This window comes from Paracoccus sp. 08, from assembly GCF_024105395.1.
GTDB lineage: Bacteria > Pseudomonadota > Alphaproteobacteria > Rhodobacterales > Rhodobacteraceae > Paracoccus > Paracoccus marcusii.
Genome location: NZ_WEKR01000064.1, coordinates 54,815 through 74,484 on the forward strand (window position 1 = coordinate 54,815; position 19,670 = coordinate 74,484).

The following is a 19,670-nucleotide window of genomic DNA, read 5'->3' on the forward strand; positions in this document are numbered from 1 at the left end:
GGATTGTGCGTCGCGTCGGGGGGAAATGTCCACCATCTGACCCGCTATTCCGGGGGGATCGCGGGGCCCTTGGGGTCGATCAGCTGTTTCTGGACCGCCCTTAGGTGATGATGCATCGCCTCAGCCGCGCCCGGCAGGTCGCGTTGGGCGATCGCCGCTGCGATCCGGTCGTGTTCGGCAAAGGAATGGTGGTCGTCCGGCGGCCGTTGCCGCCCCGACCGCAGCGCCCCCCACACCACTGCCCGCCGCACCGCGTTCAGCGCATCGAACAACGCCAGCAGCAGCCGGTTGCCGGTGGCCTGCGCGATCAGACGGTGGAACTCGTTGTCGGCGGTCTCGTACTGGCGCCAGGTCTGGGCGCTGCGCGTGCGCAGGATGCAGGCGGCCATCGCCTCGATATGATCCTGTGTGGCGTTCAGCGCGGCCTCGCGCGCCAGCATCGGCTCGATCATCAGGCGGGCGCGCATGACCTCGGCGGGATTGGTCACGCGGTCGATCTCGGACAGGCTCATCACCTCGACGCGGCGCGACCCGATGAAAGTGCCCTTGCCGACATGCCGCCAGACCTGGCCCTCGGCCTCCAACGTGGCCAGCGCCTTGCGCAATTCCCCGCGCGAGACGCCCAGGATCTCGGAAAGGTCGCGTTCCGGGGGCAGGCGGGTGCCGGGCGCAAAATCATGGCGCATCAGCCAGGCGCGCAGCTGCACCAGCGTCGCCTGCCGCGAACCGCCGTCGTCGTCATGGGCCGGATATCCGGGCAGGGGGTCAGGGTTGCCGCGCAAGATCACCATCCGTAACCAATTTGTCAGTATGGCTAGAATAATCCTAGATTGGTTTGGGGTCAATCATGCATAATACTTATGTTTTACGGTATAAATACTCTGAACTGTGCTGTTGACCAATTAACCAATCAGGTGCCATGATCAAACCAATCGAGGTGCGCTTGGGATTCGCGCCGACATTGCCGCTTTGGGAGGAGCGCCGAGATGAGGGGAATGAGGACACTGACAGGGCCGCTTGCGGCATGGGTTGCGGGCGGCGCGATGGCGGCGGCCCTGGCCACGGGGGCAGCGGCGCAGACGCCGATGCGTGTCGCCATGGGCGACATCGCATCCGTCGAGACCCTGGGCCTGCTGATCGCGATGGAGCGCACTAAGGAACGCGGCGTGCCCATGGACATCACGTTCTTCAACTCCGAGGACGTGGCAACGCAGGCCGTCGTGGGCGGGCAGGCCGACATCGGCGTCGGCGCCCCCTATGCGTTTATCCAGAACTCCAAGGCGCCGATCCGCATGTTCTATCGGATGAGCACGCTGCAGTTCTTTCCGGTGGTGAACACCGAATTCTACTCTACTTGGGAGGATCTGGACGGACAGGAGGTCACCGTCCACTCCCGCGGCTCTGGCACCGAGGCATTGATGCGCCTGATGGAGACGCAGCACGGCATCGAATATTCCGCCGTCAGCTATGTCCCTGGATCCGAGGTGCGCGCCGGCGCCATGCTGCAGGGCGCGGTCAAGGCCACGATCGTCGACAGTTCGGGCTTTCGCCTGCTGACCGAACAGGGCGGTGGCAAATTCGAGCGTCTGCCGCTGGACGGCGTCAACGCCACCGACGAGGCGCTGTACGGCAACGAGGCCTTCCTGAACGAGCGCGAGGCCGACATGGCCGTCTTTGTCGAGGAACTGCTGCGCACCTGGACCGAGATCAACGACAATCCGGCAGTCGTGGCCGACCTGCGCACCCAGTACGACCTGCTGCCCGACCTGCCCGACCAGGCGGTGGCCGAGATCACCCCTTATTTCCAAGGCGCGGTGGATGACGGCATGCTGCCCACGGCGGGCGGCGCCCCGCAGGACGTCATTGACGACCTGACGTTCCTGGCCGCCGCGGGCCAGGTCCAGGCGCCAGAGGCCGATCTGGACACCGCACAGTACTGGGATTTCGACCTGCTGGCGGCCGCCCGGGACTGATGGCCCGGCCATGGGCGGCATCCCCGCGGGGGCGCCGCCACTCCCTGATCCGCGATCCGGCGGGCAGGGGACGCATCCCGCCTTGGGGGACCTGCATCCATGACATCCGCCAACATCACCGCACAGCGACCGCCGCTCCCGTCGGGCCCGGGCCCGCGCCTGTGGCAGTCGGGCCTGCACTGGAAGATCCTTTCGGTCGCCATCTTTGCCCTGATCTGGGAATTCGCTGCCAGGTCCGGCTTCAATTTTGCCTTTCCCACCTTCACCGCGACCATGGCCGCCCTGTGGTCGATGATTGCCGACGGATCCATGGGGGCTGCCTATCTACGCACGATGGAGCCCCTGGTGATCGGGCTGGTCATTTCGCTGACAGTGGGGATCAGCGCAGGCGTCGCGATGGGGCTGCGCCAGACCGTCGAATGGATCACGCTGCCCGTGTTCATCGTCATGCAGGCCGCACCCATGGCGGCGCTGATCCCGCTGGTCACCTTCGTCTATGGCATCGGGCTGACATCCAAGGTGCTGGCGGTGGTCATGCTGTCGATGCCGGTCATCGCCATGAACAGCTACAAGGCAGTGCGCAACGTGCCGCCGTCGATGGTCGCGATGTGCGCGTCCTTTACCGGCAGCCGGACCCAGCAGGTCACCCAGATCATTCTGCCCGCCGCCAGCCCGATGATGTTCGCGGGCCTGCGCCTTGGCGTGGCCGAAGGGTTTTCGGGCGCGGTGCTGGCCGAACTGCTGATCACCCCCACGGGCATCGGCGACCTGATCACGTTCCACCGGTCGGTCGCGAACTTTGCCCACATGTACGCCACGATCGTGTCGATCGTGCTGTTCGCCATCCTTGCCGTCAGCTCGCTTCAGTGGGTCGAGGCCAAACTGTTCCGTCCCGAAAGAAGGGGGTCATGATGCAGCAATACGCGATGCCAACCAATGCCACCCGCGTCACCCAAGGCGCCGTGCGCGACCCTATCGTCGAAATCCGGGGAATCTCCAAGACCTACGGCGCGGTGACCGCGCTGCAGAACATCGATCTGTCCTTTGAACGCGGCCACCTGACCAGCCTGCTGGGCCCGTCGGGCTGCGGCAAGACCACGCTGCTCAAGATCGTGGCGGGGCTGCTGCAGCCGACATCGGGACAGATCCTGGTCAATGGCAGGCCTGTCACCGGGCCGGGGCGCGAACGGGCTTTCGTGTTCCAGGATTTCGCCCTGATGCCGTGGGCCAGTGTGCTGGAGAACGCGGCCTTCGGGCTGAAGATGCAGGGCGTGGGCCGTCGTGACCGCGAGGAGCGCGCCCGCCACTATGTCGCCGAGGTCGGCCTGTCGGGGTTCGAGGCCAAGTACCCGCACGAGCTTTCGGGTGGCATGCGCCAGCGGGTGGGCCTGGCCCGCGCCCTGGCCGTCGATGCCGACATCCTGCTGATGGACGAGCCGTTCTCGGCCGTGGACGAACAGACCCGGCGCAAGTTCCAAGAGGACCTGATGCGCCTGCGCGAGGTCGAGAACAAGACCTTCCTGTTCGTGACCCATTCGATCGAGGAGGCGGTCTATGTCTCGGACCGCATCGTGATGCTGTCGCCGCGCCCCGGCCGCATATCCGAGATCATCGACCCGCAGATCCGCGCCGGCATCACCCCTGACGAGCTGCGCCGCGACGAGGCCTATTTGGACACGGTCGAACGCATCTGGACCAGCATCAAGCAATACGTGGAGTAGGGCGATGACCATTCACGGATATCACGTCCCCAAGATGGCATCGCTGCTGATCTGGGTGATCCTGTGGGAGATCGTCGGCCGGTTCGACCTTGTCCTGTTGTTCCCGCCCTTTTCCGAGGTGCTGGCCGCGATGACCGAGGTCGTGACCTCGCGCAGCTTCGGAGAGGCGATGCGCATCACGCTGCTGTCCTATTTCGCGGGCATTGCGCTGGCGCTGGTCGTGGGCATTCCCTTTGGGTTCCTTATGGGTCTGGTCCCCGCGGCCGACCGGATGCTGAACATGTGGGTTAACACCTTCCTGTCCGCGCCCCTGTCGGCGCTGGTTCCGGTGTTCATGATCCTGTTCGGTTTGGGTACGCCCACGGTCATCGTGACCGTGTTCATGTTCGCGGTATGGATCATCGTTCTGGACACCCGCGCGGGCGTTCGCCACATCACCCCGTCCCTGATGGAGATGGCCGACAGCTTTCAGGCCACCCGGTTCGAGCGGACCCGCATGATGGTGCTGTCGGCCCTGCCCGAAATCCTGGCCGGGGTCCGCCTTGGCATGGTGCGCGGCGTCAAGGGCGTCGTCATCGGGCAGCTGCTGGTATCGATCATCGGGGTGGGGGCGCTGTTCTCTCTGTACCAGCAGAATTTCCTGATGGCCCATTTCTGGGCGCTGGTCGTCATCCTCTTCACCTGCGCGCTGACCCTTGCCGAAGTCGTCGCGCGCCTTGAAAAACGTGTTCAATACTACGCAGGAGTCAGACACTGATGCCCAACGATCTTTACCAGCCGACCGATTACGTGATCGCCCCCTCGCCCCCCGCGACCCTGCCGGTCGAGGGCAGCGATCAGCACTTTCCCGTCAATCGCGTGTTCTGCATCGGCCGCAACTATGCCGCCCACGCGGTCGAGATGGGCCACGACCCCGACCGGGAGCCGCCGTTCTTCTTCTTCAAGAGCCCGTCCAACCTGACGTCGGACGGCACCTTCCCCTATCCGACCCTGACATCCGACGTGCACCACGAGGTCGAACTGGTCGTGGCCCTGTCCACCGGCGGCCGCGAAATCGCGGCCGACCGGGCGCTGGATCATGTCTGGGGCTATGGGGTCGGCCTGGACATGACCCGCCGCGACCTGCAGGGCGAGGCCAAGAAGATGGGCCGCCCGTGGGAGGTCGGCAAAAGCTTTGAGAAGTCCGGCCCCTGCGGCCCGCTGGTGCCGGCATCGCGGATCGGCCATCCTGATGCGGGCGCCGTGACGCTGGACGTGAACGGGGAACGCCGCCAGACCGGCGATCTGAACCAGATGATCTGGAAGATCCCCGAGATGATCGCCGAACTGTCGCGCTATTTCGACCTGCAGCCGGGCGACGTGATCATGACGGGCACCCCGTCGGGCGTGGGCGCGGTCACCCGCGGTGACGTGATGGACGCGCGGATCGAGGGCGTCGGCGCGATCCGTGTCACGGTGGTCTGACGAAAGGCGCCGCCCCCGCGCGGGGCGGCGCGGCCTTACATGTTGTCGAAGATCTCGTCGATGCCCAGGGTGATGGCCAGCACGAAGGACGCGACCTTCAGGACGGTCTTGTAGGGCAGGTAATGCGCGCGGGCATAGACGTACTGGCCGCTGCGCGCGACCAAGCGGCTGATCTCCAGCCAGGCGCGATAGGGCAGGACGGTCAGATAGCGCGTTGCGGGATATTTCGACGCCCGCAGGTTCATCTGGATCTGCGAGGCCGGTTCGTCGCGCTGGTCGACGGGCGGCGGGTCGACGAAGACCGCGCGCAGCCCGGCCAGGTATTCCAGGTCGAAGGCGATGTCATAGGACAGGCGCATCGGCATCAGCCGTCCCGTGATCCACCGGGCCGCGGCGCGGTTGATGACATAGGCGCCGGCGCCCTTTTCGCGCGTGAAGGCCTTGGCTAGGCGGCGCCCGCCTGGCAGGTCGCGAAAGCCGAACTTGCGCCCGGTGTTCATCGTGCTCAGCCGCAGGATGTCCCAGCTGTCGTCCTCGGCCATGGCGGCGCGCAGGATTGCGGTGAAATCGGACGGAAAGGCCACGTCGTCCTCAAGGATCAGCGCATGCGTGTCCTGGCTGTCCAGCAGCCGCTGCGCGCAGGCGACATGGCTGAGATAGCAGCCGACCTCGGCCGGGATCACCCGGCGGCCGTGCAGATAGCGATAGCCCCAGGCATCGAAGGCCGGATGCGGAAAGCTGAGCGTCGACCCGTCCACCGCCGGAACCCGTCCGAAGGGCAGGCCCACGGCATCGCATTTCGCGGTCATCCGCGCCAGCCGGTCGACGGCCCGGTCAAGATTGATCAGATAGACCGACAATCCCGCGGGCAGTGCTTGATTCGACATCGGTATTCTCAATTCGATGGCAGACCGTTCCCGCATGTCGGCTGCGGGTCGATCCGTCAAGACGGATCGTCGGGATCGGGGGATTGGCGCATGTCGCGGCGGCGGAAATCGGCGGGGCGGATGCCGTGGCGCGTCAGCTTGTCATAGAAGGTCTTGCGCGGCACGTTCAGCGCGGCCATCGCGCCGGTGGCATTGCCCTGCGCCTCGCGCAGCGCGTCGCGGATCAGGCCGGCCTCGTAGGCCGCGACCAGGTCCGACAGGGGTGGTCGGTCGGGACCGTCACCCGCGGGGCCGATGGGCGACAGGCCCAGTACGTGACCTTCGGCAAAGGCCTGCAATTCGCGCAGGTTGCCGGGCCAGCCATGCGCCGCCAGCCGCGCCAGAACCAGGTCCGTCAGCGGCGGCACCTGCCGCGACAGCCGGTCCGCCGCGGCCTGCAGGAAATGCCGGAACAGCGCCGGGATGTCGTCGCGCCGCGCCGACAGGGGCGGCACCGACAGGCGGGCACGGGCCAGCCGGAAATACAGGCCCGGATGCATCCGCCCCTGCGGATCGTCCTGGGCCGTGGCCAGCAGCTGCAACGCCAGCGGGCGCGGGGCGGCGGCCCCCGCGGGCCAGTATTCGCCCGCCTCGACCAGGCTCAGCAGGCGGGCCTGCAGGTGCGGGGGCAGGGCGGGCGCGTCCTCCAGGCACAGCACGCCGCGATGGGCCTGCTCCAGAAGGCCGGGGCGGCGCGGACCGCGCGGGGTCTCGGTTCCCGACAGCAATGCGTCGAACCCGGCCTCGTCCACGGTGGCGCAGTCCAGCACCACCATCCCGCGGCCCCGTCGCGGCCCAAGGCGGTGGATGGCACGCGCCACCAGCGACTTGCCGGACCCGGACGGGCCGGTGATCAGGGCGTCGCTCTCTGCCTCGGCCACGCGGTCCAGGCCGTCGCGCAGGTGGATCATCGCCGCGCTGTCCCCCATCAGCGGCGGCGCGACGCGGGCGGCGTCCTGACCCGCGCGCCGCACCAGGCGGCGGTTCTCCAGCACCAGCGCCCGCGCCGAGAGCGCCCGGTGGCAGGAGGCGGCCAGCCGGTCCGCGCCAACGGGCTTGGTCAGAAAATCATAGGCCCCCTGCTGCAGCGCCGCGACCGCCATCGCCACGTCGCCATGCCCGGTCAGCAAGATCACCGGCAGGTCGGGGTCCATCCCGCGCAGATGCGAAAACAGCTGCAGCCCGTCCATGCCGGGCATCCGCACGTCCGACAGCACGATGCCCGCATAATCCGCGTCCAGCCCGGCAAGGGCCGAACGGGCATCGGAAAAGGCCTCGACCGCGATCCCGGCCAGCGTCAGCGTCTGCTCCAGCACCGCACGCAGGTCTGCGTCATCGTCGATCAGGCGGACGGTCCCGGTCATGCGGCACGCGGCAGGGTCAGGCGGAACGCGGCCCCCTGGCCCGGTTCCGGGGGCAGGGCGTCCAGCTCGCCGCCGAAGTCGCGGGCGATGTCGCGCGAGATGACCAGCCCCAGCCCCAGCCCCTGCGGCTTGTCCGTGGCGAAGGGCGTGAAGAGCTGCGCGGCCATCGCCGGGGCCAGGCCCGGACCGTTGTCGCGGATGGTCAGCGCCACCCGGTCGGCCTCGGCCCGCACGGTGATGGCGATGCGGGGGTCGGGGCGGCCCTCCTGCGCGTCATGGGCGTTGGTCAGCAGGTTGACCAGGATCTGCTCCAGCCGCACGGCCTCGGCCCGCACGGCCAGGCCCGGGGGCAGGTCGGGCAGGTCGAAGGCCATCGCGCTGGTCCGCCGCCGGCTGGCCGTCAGCATCAGCGAGGCCTGGATCGCGTCCTCCAGCGCCACCGCCCCGACCGCCCCCGTGGCCTTGCGCGAGAAGTTGCGCAGTTCGGCGGTGATCTGGCCGATCCGGTCGGTCATGCCGATGATGCGGTCCAGGTTCGCGGCCACCGGCGCGGGGTCGCGGTCCAGCAGCGCGCGGCCGTTCTCCGCCAGTAGGCGGATCGTGGCCAGGGGCTGGTTCACCTCATGGGCGAAACCGGCGCTGACCTGGCCCAGGGTGGCCAGCTTGTTGGCCTGCACCAGATCGGACTGCATCTGCACCAGGCGCTGTTCGGCGGCGCGCCGCTCGCGCATCTCCTCGGAGAGGTCGCGGCAGCCGCCAGTCGGTGCCGCGCACCGCGGCCCGTGCCTCCAGGCTAGCGCGCGCCTCGGGCAGGGGACCGAAGCGCAGGGCGGGCTGCCCCGACAGCACCACGCGCCCCTCGGCATCCAGCACATGGGTCGCGCCGCTGTCGCGCGCCCATGCGGCCTCCAGCGCGTCGAACTCGACCTTGACCACCACCACGCCCAGCACCGCGCCCCCGGCGCGCACGTCATGCGCCAGATAGAGGCCGGGCCGCCCGCTGACCGTGCCGAGCGCGTATTCCTGCCCCGTGCCCTGCGCCATGGCCTGCCGGAAATAGGCGCGGAACCCATAGTCGTGGCCGATGAAGCTGGCGGGCTGGTCCCAGTTCGACGCCGCCACCGCCCGTCCGTCGCGGTTCAGCAGATAGATCACGTCGCTCTGCGTCTCGGCCCGCAGCAGGTCCATCTTGGCCGAGACCGCGTTGCCGCGATCCGCCCCGCCCTGCGCCAGCAGGTCGATGACCTGCGCATCGACCGCCAGCACGGTCGCCACCGCGCGCTGCCGGTCCAGGATGCTGTCCAGCGTCAGCGCGGCGCTTTCGGCGGCGATCTGGGCATCCTGGTCCAGCCGTGCCAGCATGCGGTCCTGGGTGACCCGCCCCGCGCCCCAGGGCAGCGCGATCAGCGCCAGCACCAGCAGCCACAGGGCCGGATGGAGAAGCCGGCGCGATTCGCGGGGCAGGGCGATCTCGGCCATGGCCGTCTCCGGGGTTGTTTCGGTTTCCACACTAGCATGGCGGGACTGTGCGGAAAACCACACGGTTCTGAGGGCAGGTCGGCCATAGAAAGCCATGAAATCAACGCATTGCTGCCATGCGCGCGGAAAACGGGCAGCGCTGCCCGATGCGCTATCCTGCGTCACATCACCGTCACATGCCGGTCGGAGGAGACCCGATGCAGTTGAACGCCCCCGCGCATCCCGTTGCGCATGCCCCGAAGCCCTTCTACGCCCATCTCTATGTCCAGGTGATCTGCGCCATCATCGCCGGGGCGCTGATCGGGCATTTCTACCCCCAGACCGGCGAGGCGCTGAAGCCCCTGGGCGACGCCTTCATCAAGCTGGTCAAGATGATCATCGCGCCGGTCATCTTCCTGACCATCGTCACCGGCCTGGCCGGGATGGGCACGCTGCGCGGCGTGGGATCGGTCGTGGGCAAGGCCTTCGCCTATTTCCTGACCTTCTCGACGCTGGCGCTGATCGTGGGCCTGATCGTGGCGAACGTCATCCAGCCGGGCCGCGGCATGAACATCGACCCCTCCACCCTGGATGCCAGCACCGTCACCGGCTATGCCGAGAAGGCGCATGAGACCAGCCTGGTGGGCTTCGTCATGGACATCATCCCGACCACGCTGGTCTCGGCCTTCGTGGAGGGCAACATCCTGCAGGTGCTGTTCGTGGCGATCCTGTTCGGCCTCGGCATGATCATGGTCGGCGACCGCGCCAAGCCGGTCCTGTCGGTGATGGAATCGGCCAGCTTCGCGATCTTCCGCGTGGTCGACATCCTGATGAAGGCCGCCCCCATCGGCGCCTTCGGGGCCTTCGCCTTCACCATCGGCAAGTACGGCATCGGCTCGGTCATGAACCTGGCGGCGCTGGTGGGCACGTTCTACCTGACCTCGGCGCTGTTCGTCGTCGTGATCCTGGGCACGGTCTGCATGGTCAACGGCTTCTCCATCTTCCGGCTGATCTCCTATCTCAAGGCCGAGATCCTGCTGGTCCTGGGCACCTCGTCGTCGGAATCGGCGCTGCCCTCGCTGATGGAGAAGATGCAGAAGGCCGGCTGCGCCCGTCCCGTCGTGGGCCTCGTCGTGCCGACCGGCTACAGCTTCAACCTGGACGGCACCAACATCTACATGACGCTGGCCGCGCTGTTCATCGCCCAGGCCACGAACACCGACCTGTCGCTGCAGCAACAGGTCCTGCTGCTGCTGGTCGCGATGCTGTCGTCGAAGGGTGCCGCGGGCGTCACCGGAGCGGGCTTCATCACGCTGGCTGCGACACTGTCGGTCGTCCCGACCGTGCCGGTCGCGGGCATGGCGCTGATCCTGGGCGTGGACCGCTTCATGTCGGAATGCCGCTCGGTCACGAACTTCATCGGCAACGCGGTCGCCACTGTGGTGGTCAGCCACTGGCAAGGCGCGCTGGACCGCGACCAGTTCGACGCCGCCCTGGCGGGTCGGCCCGTCGGACAGGCTCGTCCCGTGGGCGACCTGGTTCCTGCCCCCGCCGGCCTGCAGTTGGGCGAACGCAGCGCAGACTGATCAAGCCTCGGGGGGCGCTGCAATCCGGCGCCCCCGTTTTTACGAACCGCTGCGCCCGTCACCAAAAATTCCTATGCGCCGCGCAGGATGACTGTGGACCAGATACAGTCGCGCAACGGTTGCGCGCGGGTCGGATCGGTGCTGCGGGCGCCGGTCCGACCTTGCGGCATCGTGATCCGTGCAGGCGGTCCCCGATCGCTTTGAATGCATGACCCGACCTTTTGACGGCATCTGTAAGCCGGCGGGAGGGTCCCAATATTATCACGTATTTTCAATAATATGAATGCGGCTATTGAACCATGTTCAAGCCGCCCTGCGCTGTCACCGAGCCGGAAATCCCCCTGCCGGTAAACGCCTTGCCCGGATGCGCACCGCGCTGTTAGAAGTTGACGGTCCCCTTTGTCGGGGCGCGCATGGAGGGCCGCCAGTGAAAAGACGTTCCGTATTGATGCTTGGCGCCGCCTTCGGACTGCAGGCCGCGATCGGGATGCCACTGACCGCGCGGGCCGCGACACGCACCGAACCGGGGGGCATTGCGGTGGGGCTGTCGGGTATTTCTGACTGGGGGGCCTCTCAGCCATTCATCGACGTGATGCGTCAAAGCCGTGAATGGATGGGCCGGTCCGAGGCCGAGTTCGTGTCCCATACCAACGCCCAGCTGCGCGAGGGCGGGCATCTGGATGCCGACGGCTGGCCTATCAGCATCCCCGACGGCTCGACTGCCGTGGGCACGATCATCCTGTGCGACCTGTCCGCCGACGATATCAGTGTGAACGGCCATTACCGGATGACCTGGGACGGAACCGGCGACGTGCGCATCAACGGGACCGGCACCAACGTGACCACCGGGCCGGGATGGGCCGAGTTCGACTATGTCGCGTCGGACACGGGGATCGTGGCGATCGACATCGTCAGGCAGGATCCGACCGATCCTGTAAAAAACTTTCGGTGCATTCATCAGGCGCTCCAGGCGGACTATAACGCAGGCAAGATCTTTCGCCCCGAATGGCTGGCGCTGATCGGCGGGTTCCGGGCGATCCGCTTCATGGACTGGATGGCCACGAATGACAGCACGCTGTCCGAATGGGACGACCGGCCGCGCCTGACCTCGGCCACCTGGACCCTGGGCGTGCCGATCGAGGTGATGGTAGCGCTGGCCAATCAGCTGGGCATCGATCCGTGGTTCTGCTTTCCGCATCTGGCGACCGACGACCACATCACCCGCTTTGCCATGCTGGTCCGGGACAGCCTGGATCCGGGCCTGACCGCCTGGTACGAATTCTCGAACGAGGTGTGGAATTTCCAGTTCGGCCAGACCCAGTGGGCCCTGCAGCAGGCCGAGGCGCAATGGCCCGGCCAGGGCGATGGCTGGATGCAGTATTACGGTGGCCGTGCGGCTGAAATGGCGGTGCTGCTGGACGCGGTCTATGCTGATGCGCCCGACCGCCTGCGCAAGGTCATCACCGCCCATACCGCCTGGATCGACCTGAACCATGCCATGCTGGATGCGCCCTTGTGGGTGGCGGATGGTCCGGACCGCCGGGCGCCCAAGACCCATTTCGACGCCTATGCGGTGACGGGCTACTTTGACGGTGGCATCGGGCATCCTGCAAGCCTGCCGCTGATCCGGTCTTGGCGCGACATGGGGGATGCGCGGGCGTTCGACTTGATGGCGGAACAGTTGGCCGACGGGCGCCATATTGCGGGTGAAGAGGGCGGCACTACCATCGCCACGCTGGAGGAGGTCTGGGCCGCCCAGCATGCCATCGCCCAGGAGGCAGGCCTGTCCCTGGTCATGTACGAGGGCGGCAGCCACATCGTCCCCGACCGGGCCGCCATCGACGGCGATCCCGAGCTGTTCGATTTCATCGAGCGGTTCCACTATTCGAATCAGATGGGCGCGCTCTACCGGCGCGCCATCGACGGCTTTGGCGCGGCGGGCGGGGCGTTCTTCAACGCTTTCGTTGAGGTATACGGCCCTAGCCGTTACGGCTTCTGGGGCGCGCGGCGCCATGTCGGCGACGACAATCCGCGCTGGCGCGCCATCGCCGACAGCCGCGCCTGACGCCGTCGTCGCCGCACGCGGCGGCCGGNCCTGGGTCAGCCCGAACTGCCGGGCTGTGTCGTGACCGCCTGTTGCCGCGCCAGGAAATGGTCGCGCAGCGCCTGCAGCCGTTCGGGGGTCCATCCGGGCGGGTCGGTGATCGCCAGCCAGGGGTCGATGTGATCGACATGGGCATAGACATGGCCATGCCCGATCGGCACCTCCAGCGCGATCGCCATGTCGAAGGCCAGCTGCAGCTGGGTGATGATCGGATACCAGCGCAGGTCGGGCGACACTTCGGGTGCGCGGGGGCTGGCCAGCCATTCGGGCGGGCGGATCGCGCTGTCGGACCGGAAGAACACGATGGGATCACTGCCGTATTGCAGGAACACGATCCGCACCTCGCCCCAGGGGCCGCCGTCATGCACCGACTGGCGACCGTCGGTAAAGCGCACGACCTCTCCGGTGGTCAGGTGCGGCAGCCATGCGGGCGATCCGGGGTCGCGTTCGGCGGTCAGCGTCTGCCACAGCTGGCTAACGAAGGGCGGCCCGACCCACAGCGCCCCGTCGATGGGCTGATCCAGCATCTCGTGCAGGCGCAACGACTGCTGAGAGCTGTGCGCGCCCAGGCTGAGACCATAGAGATACAGCCGGGGGCGCGTCTCCTCGGGCAGCTGCTGCCAGCGGCGGTGGACGGCCCCGAACAGGGCGCGCCCGGCCTCGGCCGCCTGTTCGGGCTGCACCAGCAGCGAGATCCAGCTTTGCAGATAGGAATACTGCAACGCCACGGTCGCGACGTCGCCGTGGTTCAGATGCTCCAGCGGCTCGATCGCGGCGGGGTCCATCCAGCCGGTGCCGGTGGGCATGGCGACGACCAGCGTGCTGCGGTCGAACCCGCCCGCGCGTTCCAGTTCGCGCACCGCCAGATCGGCGCGCGCGGTCAGCGTGTCCGCCGCGTTCAGCCCGACATAGACGCGCAGCGGCTGCCGCGCGGGCTTTCCGGTGACGCGGGCGATGGCCTGCGGGTCGGGGGTGGTGGCGACGAAATTGCGCCCCTCGCGCCCCAGATCCTGCCAGGCGACCAGCGATTCGGCGCTGCCTGTCTGCCAGGGCCGGTCGGGGGCGATCTGTTCGGCGGGGATCAGGTCGTCCAGCGCCTGCGCCGACTGGTCGATGCTGGAGACGACGTTGCGCACCAGAACGCCGCTGAAGACCTGATAGGTCACCAGGATCGTCAGCAGCACGCCCAGAACCCGCGCCTGCCGGCGGGGCAGGACCTGCGCGATGCGCGCGCTGACATAACGGCCAAGCGCCACCAGCAGCTTGCCCAGGATCAGCAGGACCGACGCGACCGCAGTGCCAAGCCCCGCCACCACGAAGGGGGCCACGCCCTCGGCCGGGGGCAGGGTCATGGCGGCGCGGATGTCGTTCTGCCATTCCGCGGACCGCAGCAGGAACACGGTCACGATGACCAGCGCCACCGCGCCCATCGCCGGCACCAGCAGGCGCGCCTGGCGGTCGGTCATGCGCGGCAGCTGCAGATAGCGCCACAGCGCGCCGGCCAGCACCGCCACCCCATAGCCCGCGGCAAAGCAGAACCCCGCCAGGATGCCCTGGATCTGGGGGCTGCGCGGGATCAGGCTGGGCGTCAGCGAGCCCGCGACGAACAGCGCGCCGGTGACCAGGCCCACCCCGGACGTGCGCCGGTCCAGCCAGTCCAGAAGCGTCAGCATGGCGGCCGTCATCGGCAGGACCTTTTCATTGCGGCGCGGCGGGGGCCGGGGCGTCTGCCCGCAAAATGTCAAACGCCGCCCGAATGGGCAAGCGCGCCCGGACCTGTCAGCGCGTCATGGCAGCCATGACCGGCGGAACCGGGGTTGCCGCTTGCCCAATCCGGGGGCGCATGCGACGCAGAGGTCATGTGCACCCGAACGCTGCCCCGAACCCCGTGACCAGGCGCCCCAGACTTCGCATCGGAACCCGTCGCCGAAAATCCGGCGCCAACGCCATGGCGGGCCTGATGGGCGCCTTCATGAAGACGGCCACAAAGGCGATGACGCAGGCGGCCACCGCCGCCGTGCAGCCGCCAAAGGCGGCAAAGCCCAAGCCTGCCAAGTCAAAGCCTGCCGCAAAGCCGCGGGCCGCCGCCCCGCGATCGGCGCGGTTCGAGACGGGGACCCATACCTGCGCCCATGGGACGCGCAAGTACCGCGTCTATCTGCCCTCGGCGATCGGGGCGGGGGTGCCGCTGCCACTGCTGGTGATGCTGCATGGCTGCGGCCAGACGCCCGAGGATTTCGCCAAGGGCACCGGGATGAACGCGCTGGCCGAACAGCGGGGCGTGATCGTGGTCTATCCCGCACAGCCGCGCGAGGCGCATGCCAACCGCTGCTGGAACTGGTTCCGCCCCGAGGATCAGGGCCGCGACGGCGGTGAACCCGCCCTGCTGGCCAGCCTGACGCGGGACATGCTGGCGCGCTATGGGGCGGATCCGGCGCGGGTCTATGTCGCGGGCCTGTCGGCGGGCGGGTCGACCGCGATGCTGCTGGCGCATGCCTATCCCGATCTGTTCGCCGCCGTCGGATGCCATTCCGGCCTGCCGCCGGGCGCGGCGGGAGACAAGACCTCGGCCATCATTGCGATGAAGCAGGGCAGCCCCGGCCGCCGCCTTGCCACGCCCGTCCCCACGATCATCTTTCATGGCAGCGACGACCACATCGTGACCCCGCGCAACGGCCGCTTCGTGGCGATCCGCGCGGTCGAGACGTTCCCCGGCCTGCACGCGGTGGAACTGACCCGCACCGTGCCGGGTGGACGGGCCTATGTGCGCACCAGCCACCGGGTGGGGCAGGGCCGGTCCTGGGTCGAACACTGGCTGGTCAAGGGCGCGGGCCATGCCTGGTCGGGCGGTTCGCGTGCGGGTCGGTTCGTCGATCCGGGCGGGCCCGATGCCTCGGCCCAGATGCTGCGGTTCTTCCTGTCCCACAGGACCACGCGCAAGACGCGGGCCGCCCCGCCCACCTGAAAGGCAGGGGCCTGAATGGGATGCCCTGATACCGACGTCGTGCCAGACGCTTAGCCCGCCGGAACAGGTTATGACCGGCTCATTGCACGGCTCCGACGCCTCGCACCGTCGTTTCTGGCCCGTCGCGCGCTATTTTGGTTTCGCAAAGAAGACGGGCGGCACGTTGCCGTGCCGCCCGTCGTAAGATTGGGGATGGCCGTGGCTTATTGGGCCAGTGCCGCGTCATAGCGTTCGGACACGGCACCCCAGTTCACGACATCCCACCAGCTTTCCAGGTATTCGGCCCGGCGGTTGTTGTAGGTCAGATAATAGGCGTGTTCCCACACGTCGTTGCCCAGAAGCGGCGTGCCCTGCGTCTCGGCCACGTCCATCAGCGGGTTGTCCTGGTTCGGGGTCGAGGTGATCTCCAGCTCGTCCTGATCGTTCACGATCAGCCAGACCCAGCCCGATCCGAACTGGCCTGCACCGGCCTCTTGGAATGCGGTGCGGAACTCCTCGTCGGAACCGAATGCCGCCTCGATCGCCTCGGTCAGTTCGGGCGACATCTCTCCGGTCTGGTCGGCCGGGGCCATCGACTCCCAGAAGAACGTGTGGTTCCAGTGACCGCCGGCGTTGTTGCGGACGCGGTCGGGATAGGTGCCGGCATTGGCCACCAGATCCTCCAGCGCGGTGCCGGCGGGGGCGTCGCCCTCGGCGATGGCGGTGTTGAGGTTGGTCACATAGCTCTGGTGGTGCTTGTCGTGATGCAGGCCCATCGTCTCGGCGCTGATGACCGGGTCCAGCGCGTCCGCGGCATAGGGCAGGTCGGGCAGCGAGAACTCTCCCTCGGTCTGGGCAAGGGCTGCGACGGGCGTGGCGCAGATGGCAAGGATCGCAAGGGTCTGTTTCATCGGGTTCTCCTGTTGGTGTCGGGGCACAACCGCAGCATGCGCCCGATGTTCCGTTCCAACGCCGATGTCATGGATGCACACGGTTCCGTGATCGGCACGGGCCGCGGGGGTTGTGGGGCACGCGGTTTCGCCCCACGGTGACGGCGAGATCAGGAAAAGGGGCACATCGGATGATCACCGGGGATGCGACAAGCCAGCTGGAGGCCCTGCGCGCGGGCACCATCGATGCGGTCGGGCTGATGGCGCTGACGCTGGACCGGATCGCGGCGACGAACCCGTCCATCAACGCCGTCGTCGCGCTGCGCGACCGCGACACCCTGCTGGCCGAGGCCGCGCAGGCGCCTGCGGGGCCGCTGCAGGGGTTGCCGATGGCGGTCAAGGATCTGGCGGACACGGCGGGGATCGTCACGACCTATGGCTCGCCCGCGTTTCGCGACCACGTGCCGGTGGCGGACAGCCCGATGGTCGCGCGCCTGCGCCGGGCCGGGGCGGTGATCATCGGCAAGACCAACACACCCGAATTCGGGCTGGGGTCGCATAGCTACAACCCGGTCTATGGCGTCACGCGCAACCCCTATGACCTGTCGCGGTCGGCGGGCGGGTCCAGCGGCGGCGCGGGGGCAGCGCTGGCCGCGCGCATGGTGGCGCTGGCGGACGGGTCGGACATGATGGGGTCGCTGCGCAACCCGGCCGGGTGGAACAACGTCTTCGGATTCCGGCCCAGCTATGGCCTGGTCGCGCCGTCCAACCCGGGCGACCTGTTCCTGTCCCAGCTGTCGACCGAGGGCCCGATGGCGCGGTCGATCCGTGACCTGGAGCTGTTGCTGGCGGTCCAGTCCGCCCCCGATCCGATGCATCCGCATTCCAGCGGCCCCTATCGCCCCGCGCCGCTCAAGGGCAGGCTGCGCATCGGCTGGCTGGGCGATTGGGGCGGGGCCTATGCGATGGAGCCGGGCGTGCTGGACCTGTGCGGGGCCGCCGTGCAGGTGCTGGCCGATCTGGGCCATGACGTGGTGCCCATGGCGCCACCCTTTTCGGCCGCCGCCCTGTGGGAGGCCTGGACGACGCTGCGCAGCTGGACCATCGCAGGCAGCCTTGGCCCACTGCTGCACAGCGCCCCGGATCAGGTGAAGCCCGAACTGCGGTGGGAGATCGAGCGCGGCCTGGCCCTGTCCGCCGCCGACCTGCGCCGTGCCAGCACGATCCGGTCGGACTGGTTCCGCCACACGGCAGGGATGGACGTGGACATCCTGGCACTGCCGTCGGCGCAGCTGTTCGCGTTCGACGCGGACTGGACCTGGCCGCGCCAGGTCGCGGGACGGCAGATGGACAGCTATCACCGCTGGATGGAGGTGGTCGTGCCGGCATCGCTGACCGGGTTGCCGGCGCTGTGCGTGCCGGCGGGGTTCGGACCGTCCGGCACGCCGATGGGGCTGCAGCTGATCGGCCATCGCAGGCGCGATGCCTGCGTGCTGAACCTGGGCCGCGCCTACGAGGCCGCGACATCCTGGATCGACCGCCAGCCCATGCCTTGACGGGTCATTCCCGCGTCAGGCTGTCGAAATCCGCGTCCAGCCGGTCCAGCGCCGCATCGACATGGCCGCGCCGGGCGGCGATCCAGCCGGCGTGATCGTCCAGCCGCGCGCGGGCGGTGCCGATCATGCGCGTCATCTCCTGCGGTTGCGGCCCGCCGGAGGTGGCGCGCGCGGCGACGATCGCGGCCGGGTCCAGGGCCTGGCGGAACTGCTCCTGGGTCAGGGGCAGATCGGCCGGGGCGTCGGTGCCTGCGACGGCATCCGCATAGATGCGCTGCGCCTCGGCATAGGGAAAGTCCAGCGGACCCATCCCGTTTTGACGCGCATGTGTCACGATCTCGGAGGCGACGTGATGGCCTTCGCGGAAGGGCAGGCCGTGGTCGCGCATCAGCCGGTCGGCGATCTCCTGCGAGGCGGTCCAGTCGCTGTTCAACTCCTCCAGCGCGCGATCCTGGTCGATGACCAGCGCCTGAAGGACCGCGTCCAGCCGCGACAGGGTGGCGATGCCCGCATCGACCATCGCGGCATTGTCGGCGACATCCTTGGGGTCGGGCATGCCGGGGGTGATGTTGTGCGTCTGCAGGACCGGCCCCATCGCCAGCGCGATGGCCTGCGACGCATCGCTGCGCGTGTTGTTCAGCAGGCCCGGATTGCGCTTTTGCGGCATGGCCGAGGAAACATAGGTGTTCTCTCCGCCCTCCTCCAGCAGCATCCAGGGGCGGGTCTGAGCGTATTGGGTCATGATGTCCTCAACCAGGTTGCCGCTGTGCAGCGCGACCGAGGTGACGATGCCGGCAACCTCGACCGGGTGGTCCATCGACGAGATCTGCGACGCGTCATAGGCGTTCTCGACCAGCGCCGGAAAGCCCAGGTATTCGGCCATCCGCTGGCGGTTCAGCGGCCAGCCGGTGCCGTTCAGGACGGTGGTGCCCATCGCGCTGCGGTCGATGCGGGCATAGGCCTCGCGGATGCGCTGCGCGTCGCGGTCCAGGCCGGCGGCATGGCCCAGCAGGTAATGCCCCAGGCTGTTGGGCTGGGCCGCGACCCCGTTGGTATAGTTCGGCACGATGGTGCCCGCATGGCGTTCGGCCAGGTCGACAATCGTGGTCGTGGTCGCGTGCAGCTGATCGGCCAGCTCCAGCATCTTGTCGCGCAGCATCGCGGCGCGGAAGGTGGCGTGCATGTCCTGGCTGGACCGCCCGGCATGCAGCAGGGTGACCTGCGGACCGCCCGCATCGATCAGCAGCGGCTCGAAGCTGATGACGGTGCGGGGGCGTTCCCCGTCAGGCGCGTCGCCCGCGGCGATCACCTGCGCCAGCGCCTCGGCTATGTCCGGGGCCAGGGCCGGGTCCAACAGCCCCTCCTGGCTGTTGATGACCAGGCTGGCCTTGTTCATCTGGCCCAGCCAGAAGAACTCGTCGCGCGGCGGCGCGCCGGGACCGGCAGGGTCCTGGGCCGCGGCGGCCTGGGCGTGAAACAGCGTGCCCGCCAGCAGGATCGCGGCGATGCGGCGTGTCGGATGACAGGTCATGGTGGTCTCCTCCCCGTGTTCAGGGGGTCAGGATAGGGGCTGTGGACCGCAGGCCAACCCCCGGCCCGCCGCCGCCCGCGCCGCTGGCGGATTGCAGCCTGTGCAAGTTGCCGCAGGGCGGTCCAAGCGTCCTTGCCAAGGCAAACCTATTCT

General features: G+C 68.2%; 17 protein-coding genes. 9 read left to right on the forward strand and 8 right to left on the reverse strand.

All coding sequences use genetic code 11. The annotated features are described in order from the left end of the window. Positions 1-44: 44 nt before the first annotated feature. The gene (locus GBO37_RS14295) at positions 45-782 is read right to left on the reverse strand and encodes a FadR/GntR family transcriptional regulator (protein ID WP_252929715.1); all 738 of its coding nucleotides are present in this window, start codon (positions 780-782) and stop codon (positions 45-47) included. 213 nt (positions 783-995) lie between these two features. On the opposite strand from GBO37_RS14295, the gene GBO37_RS14300 reads away from it, so the two are divergent. The 5 genes from GBO37_RS14300 (at position 996) to GBO37_RS14320 (ending at position 5,158) form a co-directional block, all read left to right on the forward strand. After that, entirely contained in the window at positions 996-1,973 is a 978-nt protein-coding gene (locus GBO37_RS14300) for an ABC transporter substrate-binding protein (RefSeq protein ID WP_252929717.1), read from the forward strand. A gap of 99 nt (positions 1,974-2,072) precedes the next feature. After that, positions 2,073-2,885, forward strand: coding sequence for an ABC transporter permease (locus GBO37_RS14305; RefSeq protein WP_252929720.1), 813 nt, complete (start codon positions 2,073-2,075; stop codon positions 2,883-2,885). Then, positions 2,882-3,694 carry an ABC transporter ATP-binding protein gene (locus GBO37_RS14310; protein ID WP_252929722.1) on the forward strand — a complete coding sequence of 271 codons (813 nt, stop codon included), beginning with the start codon at positions 2,882-2,884 and terminating at the stop codon, positions 3,692-3,694. The genes GBO37_RS14305 and GBO37_RS14310 overlap by 4 nt, the downstream gene beginning before the upstream one ends. 4 nt (positions 3,695-3,698) lie before the next feature. Then, the gene (locus GBO37_RS14315) at positions 3,699-4,451 is read left to right on the forward strand and encodes an ABC transporter permease (protein WP_252929724.1); all 753 of its coding nucleotides are present in this window, start codon (positions 3,699-3,701) and stop codon (positions 4,449-4,451) included. Further along, positions 4,451-5,158 (forward strand): fumarylacetoacetate hydrolase family protein, encoded by a 708-nt coding sequence (locus tag GBO37_RS14320; protein ID WP_252929726.1) that lies wholly within the window; start codon positions 4,451-4,453, stop codon positions 5,156-5,158. The genes GBO37_RS14315 and GBO37_RS14320 overlap by 1 nt, the downstream gene beginning before the upstream one ends. Before the next feature lie 35 nt (positions 5,159-5,193). Here the strand turns inward: GBO37_RS14320 and GBO37_RS14325 are convergent, their stop codons facing one another. The 4 genes from GBO37_RS14325 to GBO37_RS14340 are packed head-to-tail and all read right to left on the reverse strand — an operon-like array spanning position 5,194 to position 8,927. Further along, positions 5,194-6,045, reverse strand: coding sequence for a glycosyltransferase family 25 protein (locus GBO37_RS14325; protein ID WP_252929728.1), 852 nt, complete (start codon positions 6,043-6,045; stop codon positions 5,194-5,196). 56 nt (positions 6,046-6,101) lie between these two features. After that, positions 6,102-7,448: a sigma-54 dependent transcriptional regulator gene (locus GBO37_RS14330; protein ID WP_252929730.1), complete on the reverse strand. Its 1,347-nt coding sequence runs from the start codon at positions 7,446-7,448 to the stop codon at positions 6,102-6,104. Then, positions 7,445-8,179, reverse strand: coding sequence for a sensor histidine kinase (locus tag GBO37_RS14335; protein WP_252929733.1), 735 nt, complete (start codon positions 8,177-8,179; stop codon positions 7,445-7,447). The genes GBO37_RS14330 and GBO37_RS14335 overlap by 4 nt, the downstream gene beginning before the upstream one ends. Continuing rightward, positions 8,070-8,927 carry a cache domain-containing protein gene (locus GBO37_RS14340; protein WP_252929735.1) on the reverse strand — a complete coding sequence of 286 codons (858 nt, stop codon included), beginning with the start codon at positions 8,925-8,927 and terminating at the stop codon, positions 8,070-8,072. The genes GBO37_RS14335 and GBO37_RS14340 overlap by 110 nt, the downstream gene beginning before the upstream one ends. Positions 8,928-9,124: 197 nt before the next feature. Between GBO37_RS14340 and GBO37_RS14345 the strand changes: the two genes are divergently transcribed. Both GBO37_RS14345 and GBO37_RS14350 read left to right on the forward strand, forming a co-directional pair. After that, complete coding sequence (locus tag GBO37_RS14345; protein WP_252929736.1) at positions 9,125-10,492, forward strand: dicarboxylate/amino acid:cation symporter; 1,368 nt, start codon at positions 9,125-9,127, stop codon at positions 10,490-10,492. Positions 10,493-10,919: 427 nt separating this feature from the next. Beyond that, on the forward strand, positions 10,920-12,557 hold the full coding sequence (locus GBO37_RS14350) for a hypothetical protein (protein ID WP_252929738.1): 1,638 nt from the start codon (positions 10,920-10,922) through the stop codon (positions 12,555-12,557). A 35-nt stretch (positions 12,558-12,592) separates the two neighbouring features. On the opposite strand, the gene GBO37_RS14355 is transcribed toward GBO37_RS14350, so the two are convergent. Further along, the gene (locus tag GBO37_RS14355) at positions 12,593-14,281 is read right to left on the reverse strand and encodes an alpha/beta-hydrolase family protein (RefSeq protein WP_252929740.1); all 1,689 of its coding nucleotides are present in this window, start codon (positions 14,279-14,281) and stop codon (positions 12,593-12,595) included. Between the two features lie 287 nt (positions 14,282-14,568). Between GBO37_RS14355 and GBO37_RS14360 the strand changes: the two genes are divergently transcribed. After that, on the forward strand, positions 14,569-15,561 hold the full coding sequence (locus tag GBO37_RS14360; RefSeq protein WP_252929743.1) for a PHB depolymerase family esterase: 993 nt from the start codon (positions 14,569-14,571) through the stop codon (positions 15,559-15,561). A 203-nt stretch (positions 15,562-15,764) separates the two neighbouring features. On the opposite strand, the gene GBO37_RS14365 is transcribed toward GBO37_RS14360, so the two are convergent. Beyond that, on the reverse strand, positions 15,765-16,451 hold the full coding sequence (locus GBO37_RS14365; protein WP_252929745.1) for a superoxide dismutase: 687 nt from the start codon (positions 16,449-16,451) through the stop codon (positions 15,765-15,767). Positions 16,452-16,621: 170 nt separating this feature from the next. Here GBO37_RS14365 and GBO37_RS14370 point away from each other — a divergent pair, with 170 nt between their 5' ends. Continuing rightward, on the forward strand, positions 16,622-17,986 hold the full coding sequence (locus tag GBO37_RS14370) for an amidase (RefSeq protein WP_252929747.1): 1,365 nt from the start codon (positions 16,622-16,624) through the stop codon (positions 17,984-17,986). A 4-nt stretch (positions 17,987-17,990) separates the two neighbouring features. Here the strand turns inward: GBO37_RS14370 and GBO37_RS14375 are convergent, their stop codons facing one another. Continuing rightward, positions 17,991-19,517: an argininosuccinate lyase gene (locus GBO37_RS14375; RefSeq protein ID WP_252929749.1), complete on the reverse strand. Its 1,527-nt coding sequence runs from the start codon at positions 19,515-19,517 to the stop codon at positions 17,991-17,993. Positions 19,518-19,670 lie beyond the last annotated feature (153 nt).

Bases quoted from the DNA above. Each gene is read 5' to 3' on its own strand.
- GBO37_RS14300 (WP_252929717.1), top strand. From the start codon at position 996: ATGAGGACACTGACAGGGCCGCTTGCGGCATGGGTTGCGGGCGGCGCG.
- GBO37_RS14305 (WP_252929720.1), top strand. From the start codon at position 2,073: ATGACATCCGCCAACATCACCGCACAGCGACCGCCGCTCCCGTCGGGC.
- GBO37_RS14310 (WP_252929722.1), top strand. From the start codon at position 2,882: ATGATGCAGCAATACGCGATGCCAACCAATGCCACCCGCGTCACCCAA.
- GBO37_RS14315 (WP_252929724.1), top strand. From the start codon at position 3,699: ATGACCATTCACGGATATCACGTCCCCAAGATGGCATCGCTGCTGATC.
- GBO37_RS14320 (WP_252929726.1), top strand. From the start codon at position 4,451: ATGCCCAACGATCTTTACCAGCCGACCGATTACGTGATCGCCCCCTCG.
- GBO37_RS14325 (WP_252929728.1), bottom strand. From the start codon at position 6,045: ATGTCGAATCAAGCACTGCCCGCGGGATTGTCGGTCTATCTGATCAAT.
- GBO37_RS14330 (WP_252929730.1), bottom strand. From the start codon at position 7,448: ATGACCGGGACCGTCCGCCTGATCGACGATGACGCAGACCTGCGTGCG.
- GBO37_RS14335 (WP_252929733.1), bottom strand. From the start codon at position 8,179: ATGCGCGAGCGGCGCGCCGCCGAACAGCGCCTGGTGCAGATGCAGTCC.
- GBO37_RS14340 (WP_252929735.1), bottom strand. From the start codon at position 8,927: ATGGCCGAGATCGCCCTGCCCCGCGAATCGCGCCGGCTTCTCCATCCG.
- GBO37_RS14345 (WP_252929736.1), top strand. From the start codon at position 9,125: ATGCAGTTGAACGCCCCCGCGCATCCCGTTGCGCATGCCCCGAAGCCC.
- GBO37_RS14355 (WP_252929740.1), bottom strand. From the start codon at position 14,281: ATGACGGCCGCCATGCTGACGCTTCTGGACTGGCTGGACCGGCGCACG.
- GBO37_RS14360 (WP_252929743.1), top strand. From the start codon at position 14,569: ATGAAGACGGCCACAAAGGCGATGACGCAGGCGGCCACCGCCGCCGTG.
- GBO37_RS14365 (WP_252929745.1), bottom strand. From the start codon at position 16,451: ATGAAACAGACCCTTGCGATCCTTGCCATCTGCGCCACGCCCGTCGCA.
- GBO37_RS14370 (WP_252929747.1), top strand. From the start codon at position 16,622: ATGATCACCGGGGATGCGACAAGCCAGCTGGAGGCCCTGCGCGCGGGC.
- GBO37_RS14375 (WP_252929749.1), bottom strand. From the start codon at position 19,517: ATGACCTGTCATCCGACACGCCGCATCGCCGCGATCCTGCTGGCGGGC.